Consider the following 21,172-nt stretch of genomic DNA (forward strand, 5'->3'; position numbering starts at 1 on the left):
GTTAAATTTTGGCCTTTGCTTTTTGCAGGGTCTTTTCCATGAAATTCAGCACGGTTTCTGGCGCTACTCTGCTCATTAGCTTAAGAATTTTGGATACACCCGGTTTGATTTCGTAAGTATCGTTTAGTATTCCTTTAATAGCGACTTTTACCATTTTATTAACTCCCATATTCTGGCTGGGATTGGTCATTCCCTCAAAAGCATCAATAAGTGGTGTTTCGGTGGCTGGCGGTGCCAGTTCAAATACCTTGATGCTGGTTTGTTTCAATTGTAGACGCAAGATTCGCGTATAAGCATGCAACCCAGCTTTTGCTGCACTATAAACAGGAGAAATCGGGAATGGAATGAAGGCCAGTCCAGAGGAAACATTAACAATGGCAGCACCTGGTCTTTGTAACAGATGTGGCAAAAACGTCTGTACCATTTTGATACTGCCCGATAAGCTGATGTCAATCTCTGATGTGATCTCGTCTACAGATAAGTCGGTATCCAGCAGGTCTAAATTGCGCATGATACCTGCATTGTTGATAATGATATTGAGCTCTGGAAATTGGCTGGTAACGTCTATAAATAATTGAGCGATTGCAGCTGTATCGCTGACATCACTTTGAAAAGTATGCACTTGAGGGAATTGTTTTTTGACCTGTTCCAGGCGGGAGCTGTTTCTTCCGGTGATAATAATTGCTTTGGCCTGTTGGGCAATGAGTTGTCCGGCTAGTTCAAGGCCGATACCGCTGCTTCCACCGGTAATAAGTATAGTGCTGTTTTTAAGTTCCATGATTTAATAGATTTGATGTAACAAAACTCAGGTTAAGTTGCAGCATATGTTTAGCCGAACGCATCATAGGTTTAGCCAAAATCAATAGTATTGGATATTTGAAATAAATATACCCTAAATATCCAGTTTCCGGTAGGGCTATACCTTGCAATCAAATTGTTATATTTGATTAAATCAAATCCAATGAAAGAAGCTACTATTCAGACACTCCATCCTGATCCGGATAAGACCAACAAGAAGATTTCCTTAGAGAAATATGAACTCATCAAAAAAGAAATCCTGACTATTTTGTCGGATGGTCAACCAACGCATACAGAATTGATGGAATTGTTGTACCAAAGCGTGAAAGATACTTTCAACGGTGGTGTACAGTGGTATGGCGAGACGGTCAAGCTTGATCTGGAGGCAAGGGGGATGATTGACAGGATCAAGACTAAGCCGGAAAAATATAGGCTCGTCACATAACGATTGATTCAGGTTTTTTCCTGAAATCTGAAGGGTTTATTCCTCTGTTCTTTTTGAAGATCCGGCTCAGGTGACTCTTATCCGTGAATCCAAATTCATCTGCTATTTCACTGATTCTCTGATTAGAATGGAGTAAACGGTTTTCAATCAAAGCCAATTTGTAATTGATAATATACTGCTGAATACCTTCATTCACATGTTTCTTGAAATATCTGCTCAGGTAAGTTTCTGAAATGCCAAATGTTTGACTGAGGTGCCCTATTCTTAAATGCTCAGGACTGCAAATATTGGTTTGTATATACTGAAGAATACCTACCGCTTTTCCCTCACTGTTTTGTGCGATGCTTTCCGGCATATACTGACTGATATTCCTGGCCACAATAGTCAAAAGGGTGCGGATATAAGAAGTTATCAGTTCTTTATGAAAAAGATCGTTCCCATTGTGTTCTCTGATCAGCGCCTCCATCATTGGTTTTAACACCAGTTTGTCGGATTGATTTTTTATAATACAGCCAGGATCATTAGCTGCATTTCTTAAGATCATCTCTAATTGCTGTACCAGCTCGCTTTGTTTGCTTTGAGATTGGATATAGCTGTTATTGAACCGGATGAAGAAAAATTGAGTAGATGTATCAATTTTAAACTCATGCGCATCTCCCGGAGCCAGCAGAAACAGATGATTCGGTAAATAATTGAACTTTACTCCATTGATGGACTGTTTTCCTGAGCCCGAAACAATATAGACCAGTTCAAAAAAACTATGCTCATGCGGCCCGCGTGGACACTCAGTAAGTTCTTCTTTTAAAACCAGCTGGAAAGGTTCATGTAAATTAGCTCTGATCATTGGTCTAAAGGTACCCTTAAAAGACATATAAGTACAACATATTAATCTCATTTGTTGTACAAATTTGTACTATAGAAATGAAAGCAAAAAAAATATCATGTCAACACAAAATAATACAACAATGAAAGCACTGGTTCTTGAAAATTACGGATCACCCTATGTGCTCAAAGAAATTAAGCGTCCGGTTGCAGTAAAAGGAGAGGTACTGGTACAAATCAAGGCCAGTGGTGTTAATCCGCTTGATCTGAAAATTAAAGCAGGGCAGGCAGCTCATGCGCAAACTAAACTTCCCGCGATATCAGGCGTAGATATGGCTGGAATTGTGGTAGAAATTGGAGAAGGTGTAACACGTTTTAAAGCAGGGGATGAGGTGTATGGTTTGACTGGCGGGATCGCTGGTATTCAAGGATCTTTAGCAGAATATGCGGCTGTTGATGCTGATTTACTCGCTGTGAAACCAACTAACTTGTCTATGAAAGAAGCAGCTGCGATACCATTGTCATTTATCACTGCCTGGGAGGGTTTGGTTGACCGGGCAAAAGTGGACAAAGGCAAGACAGTGCTGATACAAGGTGGATCTGGAGGTGTGGGACACATCGCTGTACAACTGGCCGTTGCCAGGGGAGCAAAAGTATATGTGACAGACCGTGCAGCCAGAAAATTGATAATTGAATCTTATGGTGCAACAGCAATTGATTTCACTAGTTTATCTGTAGAGGAATATGTAAAAATACATACGGACAATGAAGGCTTTGATATCGTTTTTGATACTGTTGGCGGTGAAACGCTGGATGCATCCTTCAAAGCAGTGAAAACATACTGTGGACATGTAGTCAGTATATTAGGCTGGGGAACGCATAGCCTGGCCCCTTTATCTTTTCGGGCAGCAACTTATTCAGGTGTATTTACACTGCTTCCATTGATAACGGGTAAGAACAGGTCACACCATGGTGCTATTTTAAAAGAAGCAGCCCTTTTAGCTGAGGCTGGTCAACTCAAACCCGTAGTTGACGCGAAAAGGTATACGCTGGAAACAATTGCTGATGCTTATCAATCAATAGAAGCGCGTTTGAATACCGGTAAAGTAGTTATTGACTTAGAATAATAGTAAAGTAGTCATTAATTGACTTAGCGTAGTCGTAAATTAGTCATTAACTTATGCTAATAGTAAATAGTATTCAATTATAACTGATTTAAATATAACTGATTAAACCTTTTGCGCATTTTTTTCTTCAATCCATAAGGACATATACTTTGTACTATTTGCAGTATGATGCAGCAAAATCTGTCCGAAGAAATTACGCTTTCTATGCGCCGTTAAATTCAGTGACAAAGTTTGGAGGAATTCAATAAATGGCTGCGTAAACGTTGATTTTCCATAGCGTTCATTAATAATCCGTACCCCATTTTGTTGTGCCCGGAACCACCAGACTTTGTCCTGATATAACTGGACTGCCCGGTTGATAAAAAGAAAAGGATCGTCTGCAATCACCCCGTTCCATTCCAGGTTTCCTCTCATTGCTTCAGCGCCTATGGAAGTGGTCACAGCAGGAGTGCCTGCTTGCATCGCATCAATAAATTTCCCTTTAACACCTGCGCCAAACTGAATAGGTGCCAGTAATATTTTATGCTTTGCAATTGCTTTCCTGGCATCTTTTGCACGGCCATGCACGTAGAATTTGTCTTTTTCATTGTGCAGTTGCATCACCTTTTGCGAAGCGTAAGCACCGTAAATATGGAGTTTAGCTTGTGGAAGCTTTTTTCTGAGCTCAGGCCACACTTTTGTCTTTAGTATTTGAACAGTATTCCAGTTAGGCTCATGAAGGAAATTGCCAATAAACATAAATCCTTCGCGTTCTTCAAATGGTTTCCATTCCTGAATATCTTTTGCAGTGAGTTCTTCTTCTAAAAATGGCAGATAGTACATTAAAGATGGATCTATGCGGAATTGCTCTTGCAGAATCTCTATCTCTGATTCCGAAATCATTAAAGATAAATCACAACGTAATATAGCGGCAATCTCTCTTTTAGCCAGATCAGTAAAAAGTTCCAGAGGACTGTGTGTTTTCATGGCCTGCTGACGCGCATGTCGTAAACAGTGCAGATCTTCTGTATCGAGTATCCTGAGCGCATCCGGACATTCCTGCTGTACTCTCCACCCATATTGCTCCTCGACCATAAAGCGGTCAAAAAGTATAACATCGGGATTGGTTTCCTGCAGAAAAGTATTAAAACTGCTATCATTTAATTTGATCTCCCGCTCAGTTACACCGATAGCAGGTAAATCAAAGCTAAATTCACTTTTTGAAGCGCCACAAGCAAATATTGCTGTATAACCCTGAGAAAGAAATAGATTGACTAACTGAATTATTCTTGTACCTGCTGCCGATGAAGTAGGTTCAGGCCATACCAATCCAATAATCAATACACTCTTTTTAGACATTCTTTTAAAATTTATGCAAAAATAGAGGTTTTTAACGCAGATTCTCTAAACAGACCATTAAACAATATGATTATTCGTAATTTTGCCAGCGAAGAATTTTATTAATAACCTCATGCTTGGATTAAAATTATTAACAGACCCGCGCTGGGCAAATATTGCTGAATCAAATTTAGAAGAGATATTAACTGATCACGCCTGGTGTGAACAGAAAGCAGCAACAAATGCCATTACGCTGATCGCTAATAATTCTGAGCACATGGATTTAGTGGAAGAATTAACGGCTATTGCGATCGAAGAAATGCAGCATTTCCAGATGGTGGTAGAAATTATCAAACAACGTGGTTATACTCTTGGCCGGGAACGTAAGGATGACTATGTGGGCCGTTTAGTGAAATTCAGCCGCAGGGACGGAAGCCGGAACAATGCGTTTATTGATAGGTTGTTATTTGCTGCAATGATAGAAGCCAGAAGTTGTGAGCGTTTCAGGGTATTATCATTAAATATTAAAGACCAGGAATTAGCGAAGTTTTACCATGATTTAATGATCTCTGAAGCTGGCCATTATACGACGTTTCTAAACTTCGCCCGAAAATATACAATTGATGTAGATGTCGATAAAAGATGGAAAGAATGGCTGGAATTCGAAGGCGAACTGATCCAGAGTTTTGGAAACAAAGAGGCTATTCACGGGTAGCCTCTTTGTTCAGCATATACTTCATCAGGAGCTAAAGCTGTATCATGAATTCATCATACGGCTTTTTAAAACTTATGCTTTTGGCTTAGCGCCACCTTGTGCATTCAATGTTTTTAATTTGCTCAGCTGATCTGGAGTCAGGATAGTTTTATACTGCTCTTGACGGTACTGGGCAATTTCTTTAGACCCACCAGCTTTTTTCTGATCAGCACCTTTTAATGCATCTTTTCTGGTGATACACTCAGTATTCACCGCTAAGATTTTCGCATACTGATCCGCATTCAACCCCAGTTTTGTTTGTAATTCTTTAGTATATGGAATTGCACGTTGTGCTGCGGGAATTGTTGACGCGGCTTTTTGAGCTTTAACTGCAGCCTGCGGTTTAACTACAGCCTGCGATTTCGCTGCTGCAACTGGTGTAGCCTGGTTAGCCATTTGTGCAGACGCAGTTAGTCCTGCAGCAGCAAAGGCAAATGCTAATAGTAACTTTTTCATAGGTTTTGTTTTTTTATATAATAATAATCATTATTAACGAGTAATTTAAGCCTGTCAATATGTGCTGTAAATAATTAATACGGACAGCAAAATTGCAAGCCTGTTAAAAACCTAACCACCCTAAACAGTATGAAAAAAATAATCTTATCCCTGCTTTTAATCACGTCCTGTGTGTTTGCAAAAGCCCAGGAAACTGCATCTAAAGAAGAAACTGAAGTTGCCGCAGTTGTAGAGAAATTAAGAGAAGCTATGATTAGCGGGAACAAATCTGACCTGGAAAGTGTAGTGTCTGCAGATTTAACCTATGGACATTCCGGAGGTAAAATTCAGAACAAGGCAGCCTTTGTAGATGATATTACCTCGAAAAGATCAGATTTTAAAACGATTGAACTCACTAAACAATCCATTACGATTCAGAACAATGTAGCCATTGTACGCCACGTTTTAATCGCAGATACCAATGATGGAGGTAAGCCTGCGCACATTAGTCTGGGGATAGTTTTAGTGCTGAAAAAAGAGAAAAAAGACTGGAAGATTATCGCGAGACGCGCATTCCACGTGGACTAACTATTTTGGACTAACTGTGGTGAACGAACTATTTTGGACTAACTATATTGAACTAACTATGTCGGAATAGCTATAGTGGACTAACCATAGTGAACTAACTATGGTAAACTAACTATGGCAGAATAAACTAATGATCACGGAATAAACTAACTATTGCGGATCGATAAGCTTGTATCCAGTATTTTCTTTTCGAAGTCATGAACCGGATACTTGCTTTCTATTAAATTCAGCAGCATATCAGTCGCAATCTGTCCCATTTCAAAAGCCGGCTGACGAACCGAGGTCAGCGTTGGACACATCAGATCAAGCACATCAGAATTACAAAATCCGGCGATAACCATCTCTTGCGGAACTTTGATTTTCAACTCCTTAAACACCACCAGCGCCCCAATACTCAACCGGTCACTGGCCACAAAAATTCCATCAGGCTTTTCCCTCAGATTCATCAATTCTCTGATCGCAATATCAGTTTCTTCCTGAAACATTCCTCCATGTGCACAATACTTGATATAAGCCTCATCAAATGGGAGATTATATTTTGCTAAAGCCTGTTTATAGCCATTTAAACGCTCTACACTAATGGACAAATGATCTGAACTTGTTAAATGGGCAATACGCCTGCAACCTTGCTTAATCAGGTATTCGGTCGCTTCAAATGCGCCTTTTACATTGTTTGCAATAATCTGATGAGTATTGATCTGATCGGTTACCCGGTCAAAAAATACCATAGGCAGACCCCGCTGATGTAAATTCTGAAGATAAGAAGTATCAGTAGTTTCGGCAGACAAAGAAACCAGTAAACCATCAACAGATCTGGAAGCTAAATGCTGTATGTTTACCTTTTCGCGTTCATAAAACTCATGTGTCTGCGTAATAATAACATGATAACCACGGTCGTAAGCAATAGACTCAATACCATTGACTACCTGTGCGAAATACTGATTCGCAACCTCACTTAAAGAAACCCCGATAGACTTACTTCTGCGCTCTTTTAAACTTAATGCAATAGGATTTGGGCGGTAATTGATTTTCTGTGCATAGTCCAGAACAAGTTTCTTAGTTTCCGGACTAATTTCATGCGTATCACGCAGTGCTCTTGAAACAGTGGAAGTAGAAAGGCCTAATGCCTTAGCGATATCTTTTAAAGTAAAAGGCTCAAACATGATTCCGTTGCGGATATTGTAAATCATACAAGTCTACAAATAATTTCTGGTTGTGCCGGGAACGATTGCACAATAATTTATGCCTTTTTGTTTCATTCTGCGCCTAAAACTATGTAGACTTGTTAGTTGTTGCAAACGAAATATAAACCAGATATTTATGAATAAATTCCATTTGATAGTTTCCAGTGTCCTCGTTTTTACCGCTCTGAACGGTCAAGCACAAAGTAAAAAGACTGTAATGCTTGATTCCTATTTCAACAACGAAACTAAAAAAGATAAAGATGGGAAGCTCGTTTCATGGCATTATAAATGGGATGAGCAAACCAATGGCGGTTTCTCTCTTTGGGGAGCCGAATTCAACAAAGCCGGGTTTAAAACCTCTACACTCTATGCAGCCCCAACTGCACAAAATCTAAAAGGTTCTGCAGTTTATATCATTGTTGACCCGGATACGGAAAAGGAAAGCAGTGACCCTAAATTTATTCAGTCAACGGATGTTAAAACGATTTCAGAATGGGTGAAAAAAGGCGGTGTACTCGTGCTGATGGGCAATGATATCGGTAACGCAGAGCTAGACCATTTTAATACGCTGGCTAAAGTCTTCGGCGTTCAGTTTAATCCGGACAGTCAGGGAAAAGTAACTGGTGACCAATTTGATATGGGGAAAATCATGGTGCCTGCCGGAGATCCTGTTTTCAAAACAGCAAAGCAACTGTTTATCAAAGAATTCAGTAGTTTAGCAATTAGCGCTCCTGCAAAATCTATCCTGAAAGATAAAGACGGTTATGAAGTGATTGCTTTATCAAAATATGGTAAAGGATCGGTGATCATCATTGGTGATCCATGGTTATACAATGAATATGTGGATGGGAAAAAACTTCCCGCTGCCTATGATAACCTTAAGGCCGGGACTGATTTGATTCACTGGATTTCAAGCTTGATTCCAGCAGCGAAAAAATAGAATAAACGGGCCTTAAAAAGCCTGATCACAGCTTAAAATATTACAATGAAGGATATGAAAGTGTTACATGCGGTGCATCCGGATGATTTTAAAACATACGATACTGAAAAAATAAGATCAAGATTTTTGCTAACTGATCTGAAAGAAGAGAACAAGGCTAATTTCGCCTATACACATTACGACAGAATGATTGTAGGCCTGGTACATCCGGTTGGTGAAACCGTTGTTTTAGGAAATTATTCAAATCTGCGTGCTGACTATTTTCTGGAAAGAAGAGAAATCGGGATAATCAATGTTGGCGGTTCAGGTTCAATCGAAGCAGATGGAAAAATATTTGAAGTCAATAAACTGGATGCTTTATACCTTGGAAAAGGAGTGAAGGAAGTGAAATTCAAAAGTGCGGATGCTGCAAATCCAGCAGTATTCTACTGCTTGTCTACACCAGCACATCAGGCATATCCTGTAACTTTATTAGTTCATGCAGATGCGATTTCTACAGAATTGGGTAGCTTAAACACCGCAAATGAACGCAGGATTATTAAATATATTCACAGAGATGGAATTCAAAGCAGTCAACTGGTGATGGGCTTAACGATTCTTGCTAATGGAAGTGTTTGGAATACCATGCCAGCACATACCCATGACAGAAGAATGGAAGCTTATTTCTATTTTGATGTAGCTGCAGATCAGCGTGTGTTCCATTTAATGGGCCAGCCGCAAGAAACCCGTCATGTTTTAATGGGTAACCATGATGCTATTGTTTCCCCGCCTTGGAGTATCCATTCGGGAAGTGGTACACAAAATTATAGTTTTATCTGGGGCATGGGAGGTGAAAACCTTGATTATGCAGATATGGACCCTGTTGCAATTCAAGACATACGTTAATGGAAAATACATTCTCCTTAAAAGGAAAAGTTATCATAGTAACCGGAGGTACCGGTATTTTAGGTGGTGCATTTGTAGATGCAGTAGTTGAAGCAGGTGCTTCGGTAGGTATCCTGGGCAGAAATGCACAGGTAGCTAACGAACGTGCAGATGCGATAAACCAGGCTGGTGGCCAGGCTATAGCTTTAGTAGCCGATGTAATGGACGAAAGTCAATTACTGGAATGCAGAGCGCAAGTATTGGAAAAATTCGGCCGGATTGATGGTTTAGTAAACGCTGCTGGTGGAAATCAGCCTGAAGGTGTTTTACAGCCCGAAGAAGATATCTTCAAAATGAATCTCGATGGAATGAAAAAAGTAATGGACTTAAATTTATGGGGAACAGTTATTCCTACGCAGGTTTTCGGAGAATCCATTGCTGCCAGCGGTAAAGGGAGCATCGTAAATATCTCTTCCATGAATTCTAAAAGAGTTATCACTAAAGTATTAGGCTATAATTTAGGGAAAGCTGGTGTTGATTATTATAACCAATGGTTTGCAGTAGAATTAGCAAACCGTTATGGCGGAGCAATCCGGATGAATGCAATTGCACCAGGATTTTTCCTGACTGAGCAAAACCGCACACTGTTAACCAATCCTGATGGCAGTTATACCGACCGCGGAGGATTAGCAATCAAGCAAACGCCATTTAAACGTTTCGGACATCCGGATGAATTAAAAGGGGCTTTGATTTGGTTGCTGAGTGATGCTTCTCAATTTGTAACCGGAGCTATGATTTGTGTGGACGGCGGTTTCTCTGTATTTGGCGGGGTTTAAAGCATGGGGAAGGTACTGAACTTCGGAGAGTTGTTATTGCGGATTTGTCCGGATGTAGAAGGAAACTGGTTGAAGGAAAATAACCTGCCTTTTTTTGTTGGTGGTGCAGAATTAAATGTTGCTACTGCACTGGCTTTGTGGGATATACCTTCAGCCTATTTGACCGCATTACCAGATAATTCCTTAACAGAGCAATTGGTAAACTATGTAAAAGGATTACATATCGACACGACTGCAATTCAATATACTGGCGAACGGGTAGGTTTATACTATCTGCACCAGGGTAAAGATCTTAAAAATGCAGGAGTGATTTATGACCGCAGCGGTTCGTCTTTTGCGACTTTGCAAACAGGGACTATCAACTGGGACGTCGTTTTGAAAGATGTTTCCTGGTTCCATTTTAGTGCGATCTGTCCTGCAGTAAGTTTAGCAGCGGCTGAAGTTTGCCTGGAGGCGCTAAAAGAAGCTTCGGCCAGGAATATTACGATCTCGGTCGATCTCAATTACAGAGCTAAACTCTGGAAATATGGCAAAGAGCCTATTGATATTTTGCCAGAGCTGGTGCAGTACTGTGATGTGGTAATGGGGAATTTATGGGCTGCCGAAAAAATGCTGGGTATTCCTGTCCCTGAAGGACTGGCTGAAGCAGATCAGAAAGAACTTTATTTAGAACAAGCAGCAGTAAGTTCCAGCGCACTGATCGCCAGATTTCCTGAATGTAAGGTTGTTGCCAATACTTTCCGCTTTGATGAACAAGAAGGCGTAAAGTATTATTCCACGTTATTTTCGGAGGACGAGTTATTGGTTTCAAAGCAATACTCGGCGAAAAATATTATCAATAAAGTAGGCAGTGGTGACTGTTATATGGCGGGCTTGATTTATGGTTTTTACCAGGATCAGCCGGCAGAAGAAATATTAGAGTTTGCAACGGCAGCTGCATTTTCCAAGCTCTTTGTGGCAGGAGATGCAACAACGATCGAAGCGAGTCAGATTAAAGAAAAAGTAAGAAATTATGAAGACTAAAGAGAGTTCTTTAAAAGCTATAACAGAACAAGGTTTATTGCCTTTGTTTTTTTACGAAGATGCAGAAGTAAGTTTAGAAATTATCAGGACGCTGTATAAATCCGGAATCCGGGTATTGGAGTATACTAACAGAGGTATTGCGGCGCTGGCGAACTTCAGTTTCCTGATTGAAGCTGTTGGAATCGAAATGAAAGATCTGCATCTGGGAATTGGAACCATTAAAAATACAGACGAAGCCAGAGCTTTTATTAAAGCGGGCGCGCATTTTATTGTTTGTCCGGTTGTAGATGCTGAAGTAGGAAAACTGGCTCATGATGCAGGTTTATTGTGGATTCCAGGTTGTTTCACACCAACAGAGATTAATATCGCACACCAGTTAAATGCAGGGATTATTAAACTTTTCCCGGCAAATGTACTAGGCCCTGTTTATGTGTCTTCTGTGAAAGAGGTATTTCCAGGACAGCTTTTTATTCCAACAGGTGGTGTAGAAATTGAAGAAGAAAACATGACTAAATGGTTTAAATCAGGAGTTTGTGCGGTAGGTATGGGAAGTAAACTGATCAGTAAAGATATTTTGGAAGCCAGAGCTTATGATGAATTAGCTATACGTACAAAAAAGACTATTGAAATGGTGAAAGCCACGAGATAGGCTGGTGAAAGCCACGAAATAAAATGGTGGAAGCGATTTGATGAAAGGGTAAAAACCATTTTTATCAAATGGTAAAACCGACCGATAAAATCAACCAAACCAACCAAAACCAAATATAATGAAAGAAGCCCGAATGAGCAATTACCGTTGGACGGTCTGTGCCCTGTTGTTTTTTGCTACGACAGTGAATTATCTTGACCGTCAGGTACTTAGTCTGCTGCATTCGCGGTTAGAAGCAGAGTTTAACTGGACAAACAGTGACTATGCAAATATTACTTCAGCCTTTCAGTTGGTGTATGCGATTTCTATGCTTTTTGCCGGCAGGATTGTAGACCGTTTGGGAACCAAATGGGGATATGCAGTCGCTCTGATTGTCTGGTCATTAGGCGCTATTTTACACGCTAAAGCTATTCCGGTTGGTCATGGACTGGCCACGATGTTAGGCTTCATTGGAATCACTGGTGTTTCTGTTTCTGTGCTGGGATTTATCTTTTCCAGGGCAGTTTTAGGCTTTGGTGAATCGGGTAATTTTCCTGCTGCAATAAAAGCTACTGCAGAATATTTTCCTAAAAAAGAACGTTCTCTGGCAACAGGGATTTTTAATTCGGGGGCCAATGTAGGTGCGGTATTAGCGCCACTTACCGTGCCATGGATTGCACATACCTGGGGCTGGGAATCGGCCTTTCTGATTATTGGTGCGGTAGGGTTTTTATGGCTGATCTTCTGGTTTATCTTTTATGAAAAACCGGAAAAGCAAAAACGTTTATCGAAGGCTGAACTGGATTATATTTTATGTGACCCCGATCAGCAGGCTATTGTGCCGTCTTCTACAACTGAGACTGCAGAAAAAGTGTCCTGGGTTAAACTCTTAAAATACAGGCAAACCTGGGCTTTCAGCTTAGGCAAGTTTATGACAGATGGGGTATGGTGGTTCTTCTTGTTCTGGTTGCCTTCTTATTTAAAAGTTCAGTACGGTATGGGCGAAACAGCGATCATGATCCCTTTAGCAGTGTTATATAGCATGACGATGATTGGAAGTGTCGGTGGGGGCTGGTTTCCGATGTACTTTATGAAAAAAGGTTATGCGCCTTATGATGGCAGGATGAAAGCGATGCTGATTATTGCGTTATTTCCTTTAGTTGTACTGGCTGCACAGCCTTTAGGGCATTTCAGTGTATGGATTCCAGTGATCCTGATTGGAATTGGGGCTTCAGCACATCAGGCATGGTCGGCCAATATATTTACGACGGTTTCGGACATGTTCCCCAAAAAAGCGATAGGCTCGGTGATTGGAATTGGTGGGATGGCAGGAGGTTTAGGGGGTGTATTTATGTCTAAACTCGGCGGTTCACTTTTTGATCATTACAAGGCTTTAGGCCACACGCAAACTGGATATACGATTATGTTTACCATTTGTGCAGTTGCTTATATCCTGGCCTGGATTGTGATGAAAATGCTGGTTCCAAAATACAGACCGATCAATGATTTGTAAAATCATTGATCATTAATTTAAAAATTATATTAAAAATCATTTATATGCACGTGTATTTGTGATAGATCATAAAAGAAACTCTATTATGAAAAAATAAGCAGAAAAAAAGTAATAGCGTTTGGAAAAACATTGGGTATAAATCTAAAGTTCGATAAATCATTGGATAAATATTCTATGATTCTTCCGCCAAAAATGGAAGAGACTGATAAATATTGGCTAATTCTACTTTTAGTCATCTGTTTGTTTATCTTCTTCTAAATAAGAAAGCACTATATTCCTGATCTTATATAGTCAGTCGGGCTGATCCCAAATTGCTTTTTAAACTCCAGACTAAAGTATTTCCGGTCATTAAAACCTACGCTGTAAGCGATCTCCGAAATAGATAAACCACCTGCCTTAAGTAATCTTGCGGCTTGTTTAAGCCGGAAAGATTTGATAAAGTCATTCACAGACTGATCAGTTAACGATCTGATTTTCTTATAAAGTACAGGCTGGCTCATTCCTATTTCGGCCGCAAGTGCAGGTACACCAAAATCGGTATCGCTGATATGTTTTTCAATAATCCTGATCAGGTTCGCAAGAAACTGCTGTTCGGTAGTGTTGATGATCAGATTTTTGGGTTCGAGCGTAATTGTCTGTCCATATTTTGATTTTAATACCTCCCTTGCATTCAACAGGTTCTCCAGCGTTAACTGCAATAGTTTGATATTGAACGGCTTGTTGATATAAGCATCCGCTCCGGTTTCCAAACCGTTGACCTGGTGGATATAGGCAGATCTTGCGGTTAACAGAATGACAGGAATATGGCTGGTTCTTTCATCAGTCTTAATTCTTCGGCAAAACTCCAGGCCATCCATATTTGGCATCATCACATCACTGATAATCAGATCTGGAATTAAATCTGGTGCAGTTTCCCATCCGGCCATTCCGTCTTCACATTCGTGAACCTGGTAGGTAACCGAGAGCGCATCGCTGAGAAATCTTCTGATTTCTGCATTGTCTTCCGCTAATAGAATGGAGTGTTTTTTTGCAGGTTGAAATTGCAAATCCTCGGCAGGAATCGTGTTTTCTATGGGAACTATTGCAGGATCAGGTTGAATCAAATGTTCATGGTAATGCGTATTAGAATCTGCTTCTTTATTATAATTTATAGCATCATCGTAATAAATATAATCTGAGATCAGCTCTGCTGGTTTAAAGTGATTTTTGCCCATTGGCAGCGCTACAGTAAAACAGGTGTGCCCATTTATCCCCTTCACATCTGGTGTACTTTCGAAATAAATTTTTCCATGATGCAGTTCCGTGATACTCTTTGAAAAGGAAAGTCCTAAGCCTGTACCGATATTTCCGGCCGGTGCCACCTGGTAAAAGCTGTTAAACAACTCTCCCTGGTTTTCCAGCGGAATACCTTTTCCACTATTCTTGATTTCAATTTGAACAAGGTCAGCTTCAGTTTGAAGGTGAACACTGATTTTTCCGTTTTCCGGGGTAAATTTGAAAGCATTAGACAGCAGGTTAAACAACACCTTTTCTAATTGTACTTTATCAAAGTATAACTGGATGTCTTCTTGCGCTGCAGAAAAATTATAATCAAGCTGCTGACTGTCTGCGGGATTTTGAAACACCAGGAATATTTCATGGCAGAATTTAACCACATTACCCGGGCTAACCTGTAATACCATTTTTCCACTCTCGGCCTTTCTGAAGTCGAGCAATTCTGTGGTCAGGCGCATCAGCCGGTCTGCATTGTTTTTAATTAAGGAGAGCTCCTGATGCAACTCCGGTTGTGCAATGGTCTGGTCTATGATCTTTTCTAACGGGCCTACAATTAATGTTAATGGCGTTCTGATTTCGTGAGATATATTGGTGAAGAATTCCAGTTTATGTGCATTGGTCTCTTTCTCATTTCTAAGTACTGCCCTGATCAGTAAATAGCGTAACAGCAAGACTATGATTCCCGTGGCCAGGCAACCATAACATAAATAAGCCCACCAGGTTAAATAGAAAGGAGGAAGGATGCTGATTTTTAACGTTTTAGTATTTAAGCTTGGTATGCCGTCATTGTTCGTCCCTTTTACCTGGAAAACATAATCGCCCGGTGGCAGATTGGTATAGGTAGCTGTAGGGGTATTGACAGCATTCCAGTTTTTCTCAAAACCCAGCAGTTTGTAACTGTATTTATTCTTTTCTGGTTTAACGTAATTGAGCAGGGCAAAATCAAGCGTGATCGTGTTTTGGTTATGGTGCAGCGTAACTTCATCGGTCAGGAAGATATTCTGCTTTAAAAGCCCGTCCTTTCCATTAATTTCTACAGTTTGATTGTCTAGTTTCAGGGCTGTCAGTACAATTTCTGAAGGCTTGGTATTGATCTGTATCTTGTGAGTTGAAAAACCTGTAAAGCCATTGTAACCACCAAAAAACAGTTCCCCAGCTGTACTTTTCAAATAAGCATTTTTATTAAACTCATTTCCAGGTAATCCATCACTTGAATTATAATTCTTAAAGGTTTTAAGTACCGGATTAAACATGGATACGCCATTACTCGTACTTACCCACAAATTACCTCCATCATCTTCCAGGATGCCGAATACATTGTTATTTGGTAAACCGTTTTCCTGGGTATAATTTACAAAGCGGTTATGCTGCTGATCATAATAACTCAGTCCACCATAATAAGTACCAATCCATATTTCACCGTTTTTGCGCTGGGTAATGCAATTGATATTACTGGATTTCAAACTTTGCGGTAAGCCCATTTTGAAAGTAACCAGCAAGTTCTGTGCTTTATTTAACAAGAACAATCCATCTGATGTTCCAATCCAGGTATCCTGAGCCTGATCTCTGAATAATACATAAATCGATCTGTCTTTCAGCTTTTGATTAACAACAGGAAGATCAAGTGGTTTAAATATGGTCTTTTGAAGATTTGAAAAAAGGATACCGTTCTTTTGTGTACCCACCCATAAACGATCCTGCTGGTCTTCGGTAAAAGTATTCATCTCATCAATCAGCGGATTCTTTGGATCATACAGAAAACGCTGGAAGCTTTGTGTAACAGGGTTGAAGCGATTTAATCCACCGCCATGCGTACCTGCCCAGATCGTTCCTTTTTTATCTTCATAGATAGATTTAACGAGGTTTGAACCTAAACTGGAAGGAGAGGAAGTATTCAGGTAAGCTTTATACTGACCCATTTTACGATTATAATAATTCAGGCCGCCTCCTTCAGTGCCTATCCACAGGTTTTTCTGCCTGTCTTCTACGATTGAACTTACCACGTTATTACTAATACTGGATTCGTATTTATTTTTCTGGTATCCAACGAAATGTGTAATGTAGGGATACGCAATATTAACTCCGCCAAAGTAAGTACCGATCCAGATGGACTCATTTTTGTCCTTAAACAGACTATAAACTGAGTTCTGGCTCAAGCTCTTTTTATTCTCAGAAGCATTTTGGTAAGAAACACAAGCATATGTTTTCGGATCCATAATACTGATTCCTTCCAAACTTCCAATCCATAGGTTTCCGGACTGATCTGTGATGATTTTCCGGACTACATTACTTATCGGACTTCTGGGGTCATGGGTATGCTTAAAAGCGATGAATTTGCGCGTTGAGCGGTCATAACGGTTTATGCCGCCGTTTTGGGTACCGATCCATAGATTTTTTCCTTTGTCTTCAATGATACTGGTGATAAAGTTGTCGCTGATCTCTCCCTGTTGCCCATTGTTTTTAAAGTTTTCAAAATGAAAAATGCCTTTGCGAAGCGTAAGGCGGCACAAGCCATTAGAAGTACCGATCCATATCATCCCTAAATGATCCTGATAAATAGTTTTAATATTATTGGATGGGAGCTGGCCTTTAACTGCGTAAAACGTGCGTGCATAGACCCGGTTATTTTTACTGGCCAGGAATTTCAAGCCATATTCTGTTCCTACCCATAAATTACCCGATTTGTCCTCTTCCACGCAGGTTACCTTTTTTCCTTCGGGATTGCGCATTTTACCTGAATCACGCACCATTTCAAAAGACTCTTTTTGGCTGTTATATTTTTGAAGGCCGGCATCTGTCCCTATCCATAAAGAACCTTTATGATCCTTATACAAGGCATTGATATAATCATTTCTCAACGAGTTGCTATCTGCAGGATTGTTCAGGTATATTTTAAACCGGTAGCCGTCATAGCGGTTTAAACCACGCCGGGTACCCAGCCAGATAAAGCCATTGCGGTCTTGTGCAATAGAAAGTACAGCATTCTGAGAGAGCCCTTTTTCAATATTTAAATGGTCAAATAAGATAGGCTGTTGCGCACTAAGCTGACTACAAATGAAACAAAAAAACAACGCTGGGAAAAGGAAGTAATTTGGTTTGAAGCGCATGTTTTGGTTTTTTCAGTAAAATAGGTGACAAACAGCCTGATTACGCAATTATAAGCTAAATTATTAGAAAATCACCCCTATAAATTTATAAAATTACCCCCTCCGGATCCCCCTTTGCCTATAAGTTTGCTATAGGATGTTACCACCTCTGATGGCTGGAAATACTCCTGGAAAAACCTAACCAAATAAAACTCAATTATGAAGAAATTATACCTTAATGTAATGAGGTGTAGCTTAATGTTTACGGTACTTTTATGTAGCGCGTTAACTTTTGTCTCACCTTTATCTTTATTTGCGCAAAGCAAAGTAATTTCAGGAACTATTACCGATGAACAGCAGTTGCCAATACCTGGTGTTTCTATCCAGGCCAAAGGAACCTCAAAATCTACCCAATCAGATTCCAACGGAAAGTATAAAATACAGGCAGACGGAAATGCTGAAATTGTATTTACAGCGATTGGTTTTACCACACAAACTTTAGCTGCCGGTGGTAACGCAGTTTTAAATGTAAATCTGCACGCGACCAGTACCGGTTTAAATGAAGTGGTGGTGGTAGGATATGGTACACAAAAGAAAGTAAATGTAATCGGTTCCATTGCCACAATTAGTGCAAAATCTTTAGAGAACCGTCCAATCACCAATCTTTCTTCTGGCCTTGCGGGTTTAAGTGCGGGTATTGCAGTTAACCAGAGTTCCGGTAAGCCAGGCAGTGACGGTGCAACGATCAGGATCAGGGGAGCGGGTACTTTAAATAACAATAATCCATTAGTGATTATCGATGGGATAGCAGGTACAATGGATGCGGTTAACCCGAATGATGTAGAAAGTATGTCTTTATTGAAGGATGCTGCGGCAGCCTCAATTTATGGCTCACTGGCTGCAAATGGTGTAATTCTGATCACCACTAAAAAGGGAACCAGGAATAAACTCAGTGTCAATTATACCAGTATGTTTTCAGTTGCAACACCTGCCAGCATGCCGAAATTCGTGACTGATTATATTACCCATATGAACCTGGTGAATGAAGGCTACCGGAACCTTGGCCAGACTCCAGTTTATACAGATGCAACTAAAGCCCTCTGGGCAGCTGCAAATGCTGATCCGGATGGACTAACTGCACAGGGAATTCCAAACAGGGTTGCTTATCCGAATACAGATTGGGCAAAAGCTATTTTTGAACATAACCTGGTTCAGCAGCATAATATTTCACTGAATGGCGGAACAGAAAACACACAATATCTGCTTTCTGCGGGTTATTTAAATAATCCGGGGACAATGGCCAATACCGGGACTGATCGTTTTCAGTTAAGGATTAACTTACAGACTAAGGTCAATAAGTTCCTGACCTTAGGTACACAGACTTTTGCTTCCCTGCAAAATTTTGGAATGGCCAGTACAGTAAATGCTTTTAATTTCCTTCGTCAAACTACGCCAGGAGTATATCCGGTTTACAATGGTTTGTATGGTTTTCCGGCCGCTGCTGAAGAGTCTGCTACGGCGAATAACATTTCTACTTATTTATATAGCACAGGTGGTAAGGATCAGGAATCGAGGTTTAATACTACTGTATTTGCAAACTTCGACATCTACAAAGGACTAAGTTTCGAAACCCGTTTCAATTACCAGACGCGTTTTGAAGAGAAAAACTCTTTTAGCAACACCTTCGAAAAATGGAATTTTGCGACCAATACTTTAAAGGTGGCAGCCACTACTCCCGATCAGTTGAGTACGTCATATTATTTCAATAAGAATTACAGTACCACCATTGATAACGTTTTAAGATACAATACAACGGTTGCTGAAAAGCATGATATCGGTGTTTTATTAGGCTACAACCAGAATTACTTCAATTATTACAATTGGGATGCGACCAAGACTGGGTTGATCGATGCCTCTATCACCACCTTAGGTTCTGCAACTACAATGACCGCTATCAATGGGGATGCTTATGATTATTCGATCCGGTCATTCTTTGGTCGTTTAAACTATGCTTATCAGAGCAAGTATCTGTTGGAAGGTGTATTTCGTTATGATGGATCTTCCAAATTTGCTCCCGATAACAGGTGGGGTTTCTTTCCTGCTTTTTCTGCGGGGTGGCGTATCTCTCAGGAGCCATTCATGAAAAATATGAATGCTTATGTAAGTAACCTGAAGTTACGTGCATCCTGGGGTAAAACAGGTAATAACGTGATGAATGCCGATGCGTCATTGGGTAATTACGATTATAAAGCTGTTTATGGTTCTACACCTTATTCTTTTAATGGGCTGCCGGTTAACGGGCTGATTCAATCGAAATTCGCCAATGGAGATTTGAGATGGGAAACGACTACGGTAACCAATCTGGGTTTAGACGGATCACTTTTTAAAGGGGCGGTTAATTTTGAAGTGGATTTGTATAACAAGTTTACAGAAGGGATTTTATATGTGCCAACGATCCCTTTAACGGTAGGGACTGCGACAGCGGCCACCAAAAATATAGCAGAGATTTCTAATAAAGGGGTAGAGCTGACTTTGGGCTATAATGGTAAATCAGGTGATTTTAAATATGGGGTGTCTGGAAATTTCGCCTATAATTTTAACCGGGTTAAGAAATATAAAGGTGCTTTACAGCAAGGTTATACGACTGATGCAAACGGTAACCAAGTGTATTCTTCAAATTTGGGCAGTGTATCCAATGGTACAATAACGCGTATTCTGGAAGGACAGCAGGCCAATCAGTATTATCTGTACAATGTTTATAAGGGAAATGGTTCTTATAACAATGCTGATGGAAGTTTAAATATCAAAGGAGGACCTAAGGATGGAATGATCCGCACTCCTCAGGATCTGGCCTGGTTACAAAGTATGGTCAGTGCTGGTTATACTTTTCAGCCAACAGGAGGGGCAGCAGGCAAAACGAATATCACTTATGGAGACCTGATTTATGCAGATAACAACGGGGACGGCATTTATGGAAATACTTATGACCAGACTTTCTCTAATGTATCGGCAACGCCAAAATATAACTTCGGTCTGCAGCTTAATTTTGCTTACAAAGGTTTCGACCTGTCAATGTTATGGGCAGGTAGTGCAGGCATGAAATACTACTGGAATGCTGCTGGTTACAACAGTTCAATTGTATCGTTGGGTAATGCAGTGAGCACATTAATTGCCAATGACCACTATTATTACAATGCAGCAAATCCGGCAGATCCGGCAAATAATATCAATGCCCATTATCCAAGACTTAAAAACACAACCGATGTTCAGAACTCGGGTGTAGCCAGTGATTTCTATCTGTATAATGCTTCTTATGTGAAACTGAAAAACTTGCAGCTGGGTTATACGCTGTCCTCAGATATTTCAAAGAAGGCAGGGATGAACAGGGTCAGGTTATATGTTTCGGGAGAGAACTTGTTTACAATCACCAAATTTCCTGGACTTGATCCTGAGCTTGGTGTTTCTGGTGGACAGTATGCAGGTGTAGCTTATCCAACGATGCGTCAGTACACATTAGGTTTAAATGTTACTTTTTAA

Annotated in this window: 17 protein-coding genes; 11 read left to right on the plus strand and 6 right to left on the minus strand. The window is 40.3% G+C overall.

Annotation, left to right across the window (positions count from 1 at the left end; genetic code table 11):
- Window position 1: 1 nt before the first annotated feature.
- The gene (locus tag ABIB30_RS18020; protein WP_354304385.1) at window positions 2–778 is read right to left on the minus strand and encodes an SDR family oxidoreductase; all 777 of its coding nucleotides are present in this window, start codon (window positions 776–778) and stop codon (window positions 2–4) included.
- Between the two features lie 183 nt (window positions 779–961).
- On the opposite strand from ABIB30_RS18020, the gene ABIB30_RS18025 reads away from it, so the two are divergent.
- Window positions 962–1,243, plus strand: a complete 282-nt coding sequence (locus tag ABIB30_RS18025) for a DUF6958 family protein (protein ID WP_354304387.1) — start codon at window positions 962–964, stop codon at window positions 1,241–1,243.
- On the opposite strand, the gene ABIB30_RS18030 is transcribed toward ABIB30_RS18025, so the two are convergent.
- Window positions 1,236–2,138, minus strand: a complete 903-nt coding sequence (locus ABIB30_RS18030) for an AraC family transcriptional regulator (RefSeq protein WP_354304389.1) — start codon at window positions 2,136–2,138, stop codon at window positions 1,236–1,238. The two genes, ABIB30_RS18025 and ABIB30_RS18030, sit on opposite strands and share 8 nt — an antisense overlap.
- Window positions 2,139–2,184: 46 nt before the next feature.
- On the opposite strand from ABIB30_RS18030, the gene ABIB30_RS18035 reads away from it, so the two are divergent.
- On the plus strand, window positions 2,185–3,192 hold the full coding sequence (locus ABIB30_RS18035) for a zinc-dependent alcohol dehydrogenase family protein (protein WP_354304390.1): 1,008 nt from the start codon (window positions 2,185–2,187) through the stop codon (window positions 3,190–3,192).
- A gap of 102 nt (window positions 3,193–3,294) precedes the next feature.
- Here the strand turns inward: ABIB30_RS18035 and ABIB30_RS18040 are convergent, their stop codons facing one another.
- Window positions 3,295–4,530, minus strand: coding sequence for a glycosyltransferase (locus ABIB30_RS18040; RefSeq protein WP_354304391.1), 1,236 nt, complete (start codon window positions 4,528–4,530; stop codon window positions 3,295–3,297).
- Window positions 4,531–4,642: 112 nt separating this feature from the next.
- Here ABIB30_RS18040 and ABIB30_RS18045 point away from each other — a divergent pair, with 112 nt between their 5' ends.
- Window positions 4,643–5,224, plus strand: a complete 582-nt coding sequence (locus ABIB30_RS18045) for a MiaE family protein (RefSeq protein WP_111631988.1) — start codon at window positions 4,643–4,645, stop codon at window positions 5,222–5,224.
- A 72-nt stretch (window positions 5,225–5,296) separates the two neighbouring features.
- Here the strand turns inward: ABIB30_RS18045 and ABIB30_RS18050 are convergent, their stop codons facing one another.
- Window positions 5,297–5,719 (minus strand): hypothetical protein, encoded by a 423-nt coding sequence (locus tag ABIB30_RS18050; RefSeq protein WP_354304392.1) that lies wholly within the window; start codon window positions 5,717–5,719, stop codon window positions 5,297–5,299.
- 129 nt (window positions 5,720–5,848) lie between these two features.
- Here ABIB30_RS18050 and ABIB30_RS18055 point away from each other — a divergent pair, with 129 nt between their 5' ends.
- A complete protein-coding gene (locus ABIB30_RS18055; RefSeq protein ID WP_354304393.1) occupies window positions 5,849–6,286 on the plus strand; it encodes a nuclear transport factor 2 family protein in 438 nt (145 codons plus the stop codon).
- A 146-nt stretch (window positions 6,287–6,432) separates the two neighbouring features.
- Here ABIB30_RS18055 and ABIB30_RS18060 read toward each other — a convergent pair whose 3' ends face one another.
- Entirely contained in the window at window positions 6,433–7,476 is a 1,044-nt protein-coding gene (locus ABIB30_RS18060) for a LacI family DNA-binding transcriptional regulator (protein WP_502931094.1), read from the minus strand.
- A gap of 130 nt (window positions 7,477–7,606) precedes the next feature.
- Here ABIB30_RS18060 and ABIB30_RS18065 point away from each other — a divergent pair, with 130 nt between their 5' ends.
- From ABIB30_RS18065 to ABIB30_RS18090, 6 genes are all read left to right on the plus strand, one after another.
- Entirely contained in the window at window positions 7,607–8,410 is an 804-nt protein-coding gene (locus ABIB30_RS18065; protein WP_354304395.1) for a hypothetical protein, read from the plus strand.
- A 45-nt stretch (window positions 8,411–8,455) separates the two neighbouring features.
- Entirely contained in the window at window positions 8,456–9,295 is an 840-nt protein-coding gene (gene kduI / locus ABIB30_RS18070; RefSeq protein WP_354304397.1) for a 5-dehydro-4-deoxy-D-glucuronate isomerase, read from the plus strand.
- Complete coding sequence (locus tag ABIB30_RS18075; RefSeq protein WP_354304399.1) at window positions 9,295–10,110, plus strand: SDR family oxidoreductase; 816 nt, start codon at window positions 9,295–9,297, stop codon at window positions 10,108–10,110. Before kduI ends, ABIB30_RS18075 begins: the two co-directional genes overlap by 1 nt.
- A gap of 3 nt (window positions 10,111–10,113) precedes the next feature.
- Window positions 10,114–11,133, plus strand: a complete 1,020-nt coding sequence (locus ABIB30_RS18080) for a PfkB family carbohydrate kinase (RefSeq protein ID WP_354304400.1) — start codon at window positions 10,114–10,116, stop codon at window positions 11,131–11,133.
- Window positions 11,123–11,782 (plus strand): bifunctional 4-hydroxy-2-oxoglutarate aldolase/2-dehydro-3-deoxy-phosphogluconate aldolase, encoded by a 660-nt coding sequence (locus tag ABIB30_RS18085; RefSeq protein ID WP_354304402.1) that lies wholly within the window; start codon window positions 11,123–11,125, stop codon window positions 11,780–11,782. The genes ABIB30_RS18080 and ABIB30_RS18085 overlap by 11 nt, the downstream gene beginning before the upstream one ends.
- A gap of 118 nt (window positions 11,783–11,900) precedes the next feature.
- Window positions 11,901–13,274: an MFS transporter gene (locus tag ABIB30_RS18090; RefSeq protein WP_354304404.1), complete on the plus strand. Its 1,374-nt coding sequence runs from the start codon at window positions 11,901–11,903 to the stop codon at window positions 13,272–13,274.
- Window positions 13,275–13,543: 269 nt separating this feature from the next.
- Here ABIB30_RS18090 and ABIB30_RS18095 read toward each other — a convergent pair whose 3' ends face one another.
- A complete protein-coding gene (locus ABIB30_RS18095) occupies window positions 13,544–17,656 on the minus strand; it encodes a hybrid sensor histidine kinase/response regulator transcription factor (RefSeq protein ID WP_354304406.1) in 4,113 nt (1,370 codons plus the stop codon).
- A gap of 198 nt (window positions 17,657–17,854) precedes the next feature.
- Between ABIB30_RS18095 and ABIB30_RS18100 the strand changes: the two genes are divergently transcribed.
- The gene (locus tag ABIB30_RS18100) at window positions 17,855–21,172 is read left to right on the plus strand and encodes a SusC/RagA family TonB-linked outer membrane protein (protein WP_354304408.1); all 3,318 of its coding nucleotides are present in this window, start codon (window positions 17,855–17,857) and stop codon (window positions 21,170–21,172) included.

It is taken from the genome of Pedobacter sp. UYP1 (genome assembly GCF_040547305.1).
Classification (GTDB): Bacteria; Bacteroidota; Bacteroidia; order Sphingobacteriales; family Sphingobacteriaceae; genus Pedobacter.

What these genes read in the sequence shown, in the direction of transcription:
- ABIB30_RS18020 (WP_354304385.1), bottom strand. Translation starts at nt 778, where the DNA reads ATGGAACTTAAAAACAGCACTATACTTATTACCGGTGGAAGCAGCGGT.
- ABIB30_RS18025 (WP_354304387.1), top strand. Translation starts at nt 962, where the DNA reads ATGAAAGAAGCTACTATTCAGACACTCCATCCTGATCCGGATAAGACC.
- ABIB30_RS18030 (WP_354304389.1), bottom strand. Translation starts at nt 2,138, where the DNA reads ATGAGATTAATATGTTGTACTTATATGTCTTTTAAGGGTACCTTTAGA.
- ABIB30_RS18035 (WP_354304390.1), top strand. Translation starts at nt 2,185, where the DNA reads ATGTCAACACAAAATAATACAACAATGAAAGCACTGGTTCTTGAAAAT.
- ABIB30_RS18040 (WP_354304391.1), bottom strand. Translation starts at nt 4,530, where the DNA reads ATGTCTAAAAAGAGTGTATTGATTATTGGATTGGTATGGCCTGAACCT.
- ABIB30_RS18045 (WP_111631988.1), top strand. Translation starts at nt 4,643, where the DNA reads ATGCTTGGATTAAAATTATTAACAGACCCGCGCTGGGCAAATATTGCT.
- ABIB30_RS18050 (WP_354304392.1), bottom strand. Translation starts at nt 5,719, where the DNA reads ATGAAAAAGTTACTATTAGCATTTGCCTTTGCTGCTGCAGGACTAACT.
- ABIB30_RS18055 (WP_354304393.1), top strand. Translation starts at nt 5,849, where the DNA reads ATGAAAAAAATAATCTTATCCCTGCTTTTAATCACGTCCTGTGTGTTT.
- ABIB30_RS18060 (WP_502931094.1), bottom strand. Translation starts at nt 7,476, where the DNA reads ATGATTTACAATATCCGCAACGGAATCATGTTTGAGCCTTTTACTTTA.
- ABIB30_RS18065 (WP_354304395.1), top strand. Translation starts at nt 7,607, where the DNA reads ATGAATAAATTCCATTTGATAGTTTCCAGTGTCCTCGTTTTTACCGCT.
- kduI (WP_354304397.1), top strand. Translation starts at nt 8,456, where the DNA reads ATGAAGGATATGAAAGTGTTACATGCGGTGCATCCGGATGATTTTAAA.
- ABIB30_RS18075 (WP_354304399.1), top strand. Translation starts at nt 9,295, where the DNA reads ATGGAAAATACATTCTCCTTAAAAGGAAAAGTTATCATAGTAACCGGA.
- ABIB30_RS18080 (WP_354304400.1), top strand. Translation starts at nt 10,114, where the DNA reads ATGGGGAAGGTACTGAACTTCGGAGAGTTGTTATTGCGGATTTGTCCG.
- ABIB30_RS18085 (WP_354304402.1), top strand. Translation starts at nt 11,123, where the DNA reads ATGAAGACTAAAGAGAGTTCTTTAAAAGCTATAACAGAACAAGGTTTA.
- ABIB30_RS18090 (WP_354304404.1), top strand. Translation starts at nt 11,901, where the DNA reads ATGAAAGAAGCCCGAATGAGCAATTACCGTTGGACGGTCTGTGCCCTG.
- ABIB30_RS18095 (WP_354304406.1), bottom strand. Translation starts at nt 17,656, where the DNA reads ATGCGCTTCAAACCAAATTACTTCCTTTTCCCAGCGTTGTTTTTTTGT.
- ABIB30_RS18100 (WP_354304408.1), top strand. Translation starts at nt 17,855, where the DNA reads ATGAAGAAATTATACCTTAATGTAATGAGGTGTAGCTTAATGTTTACG.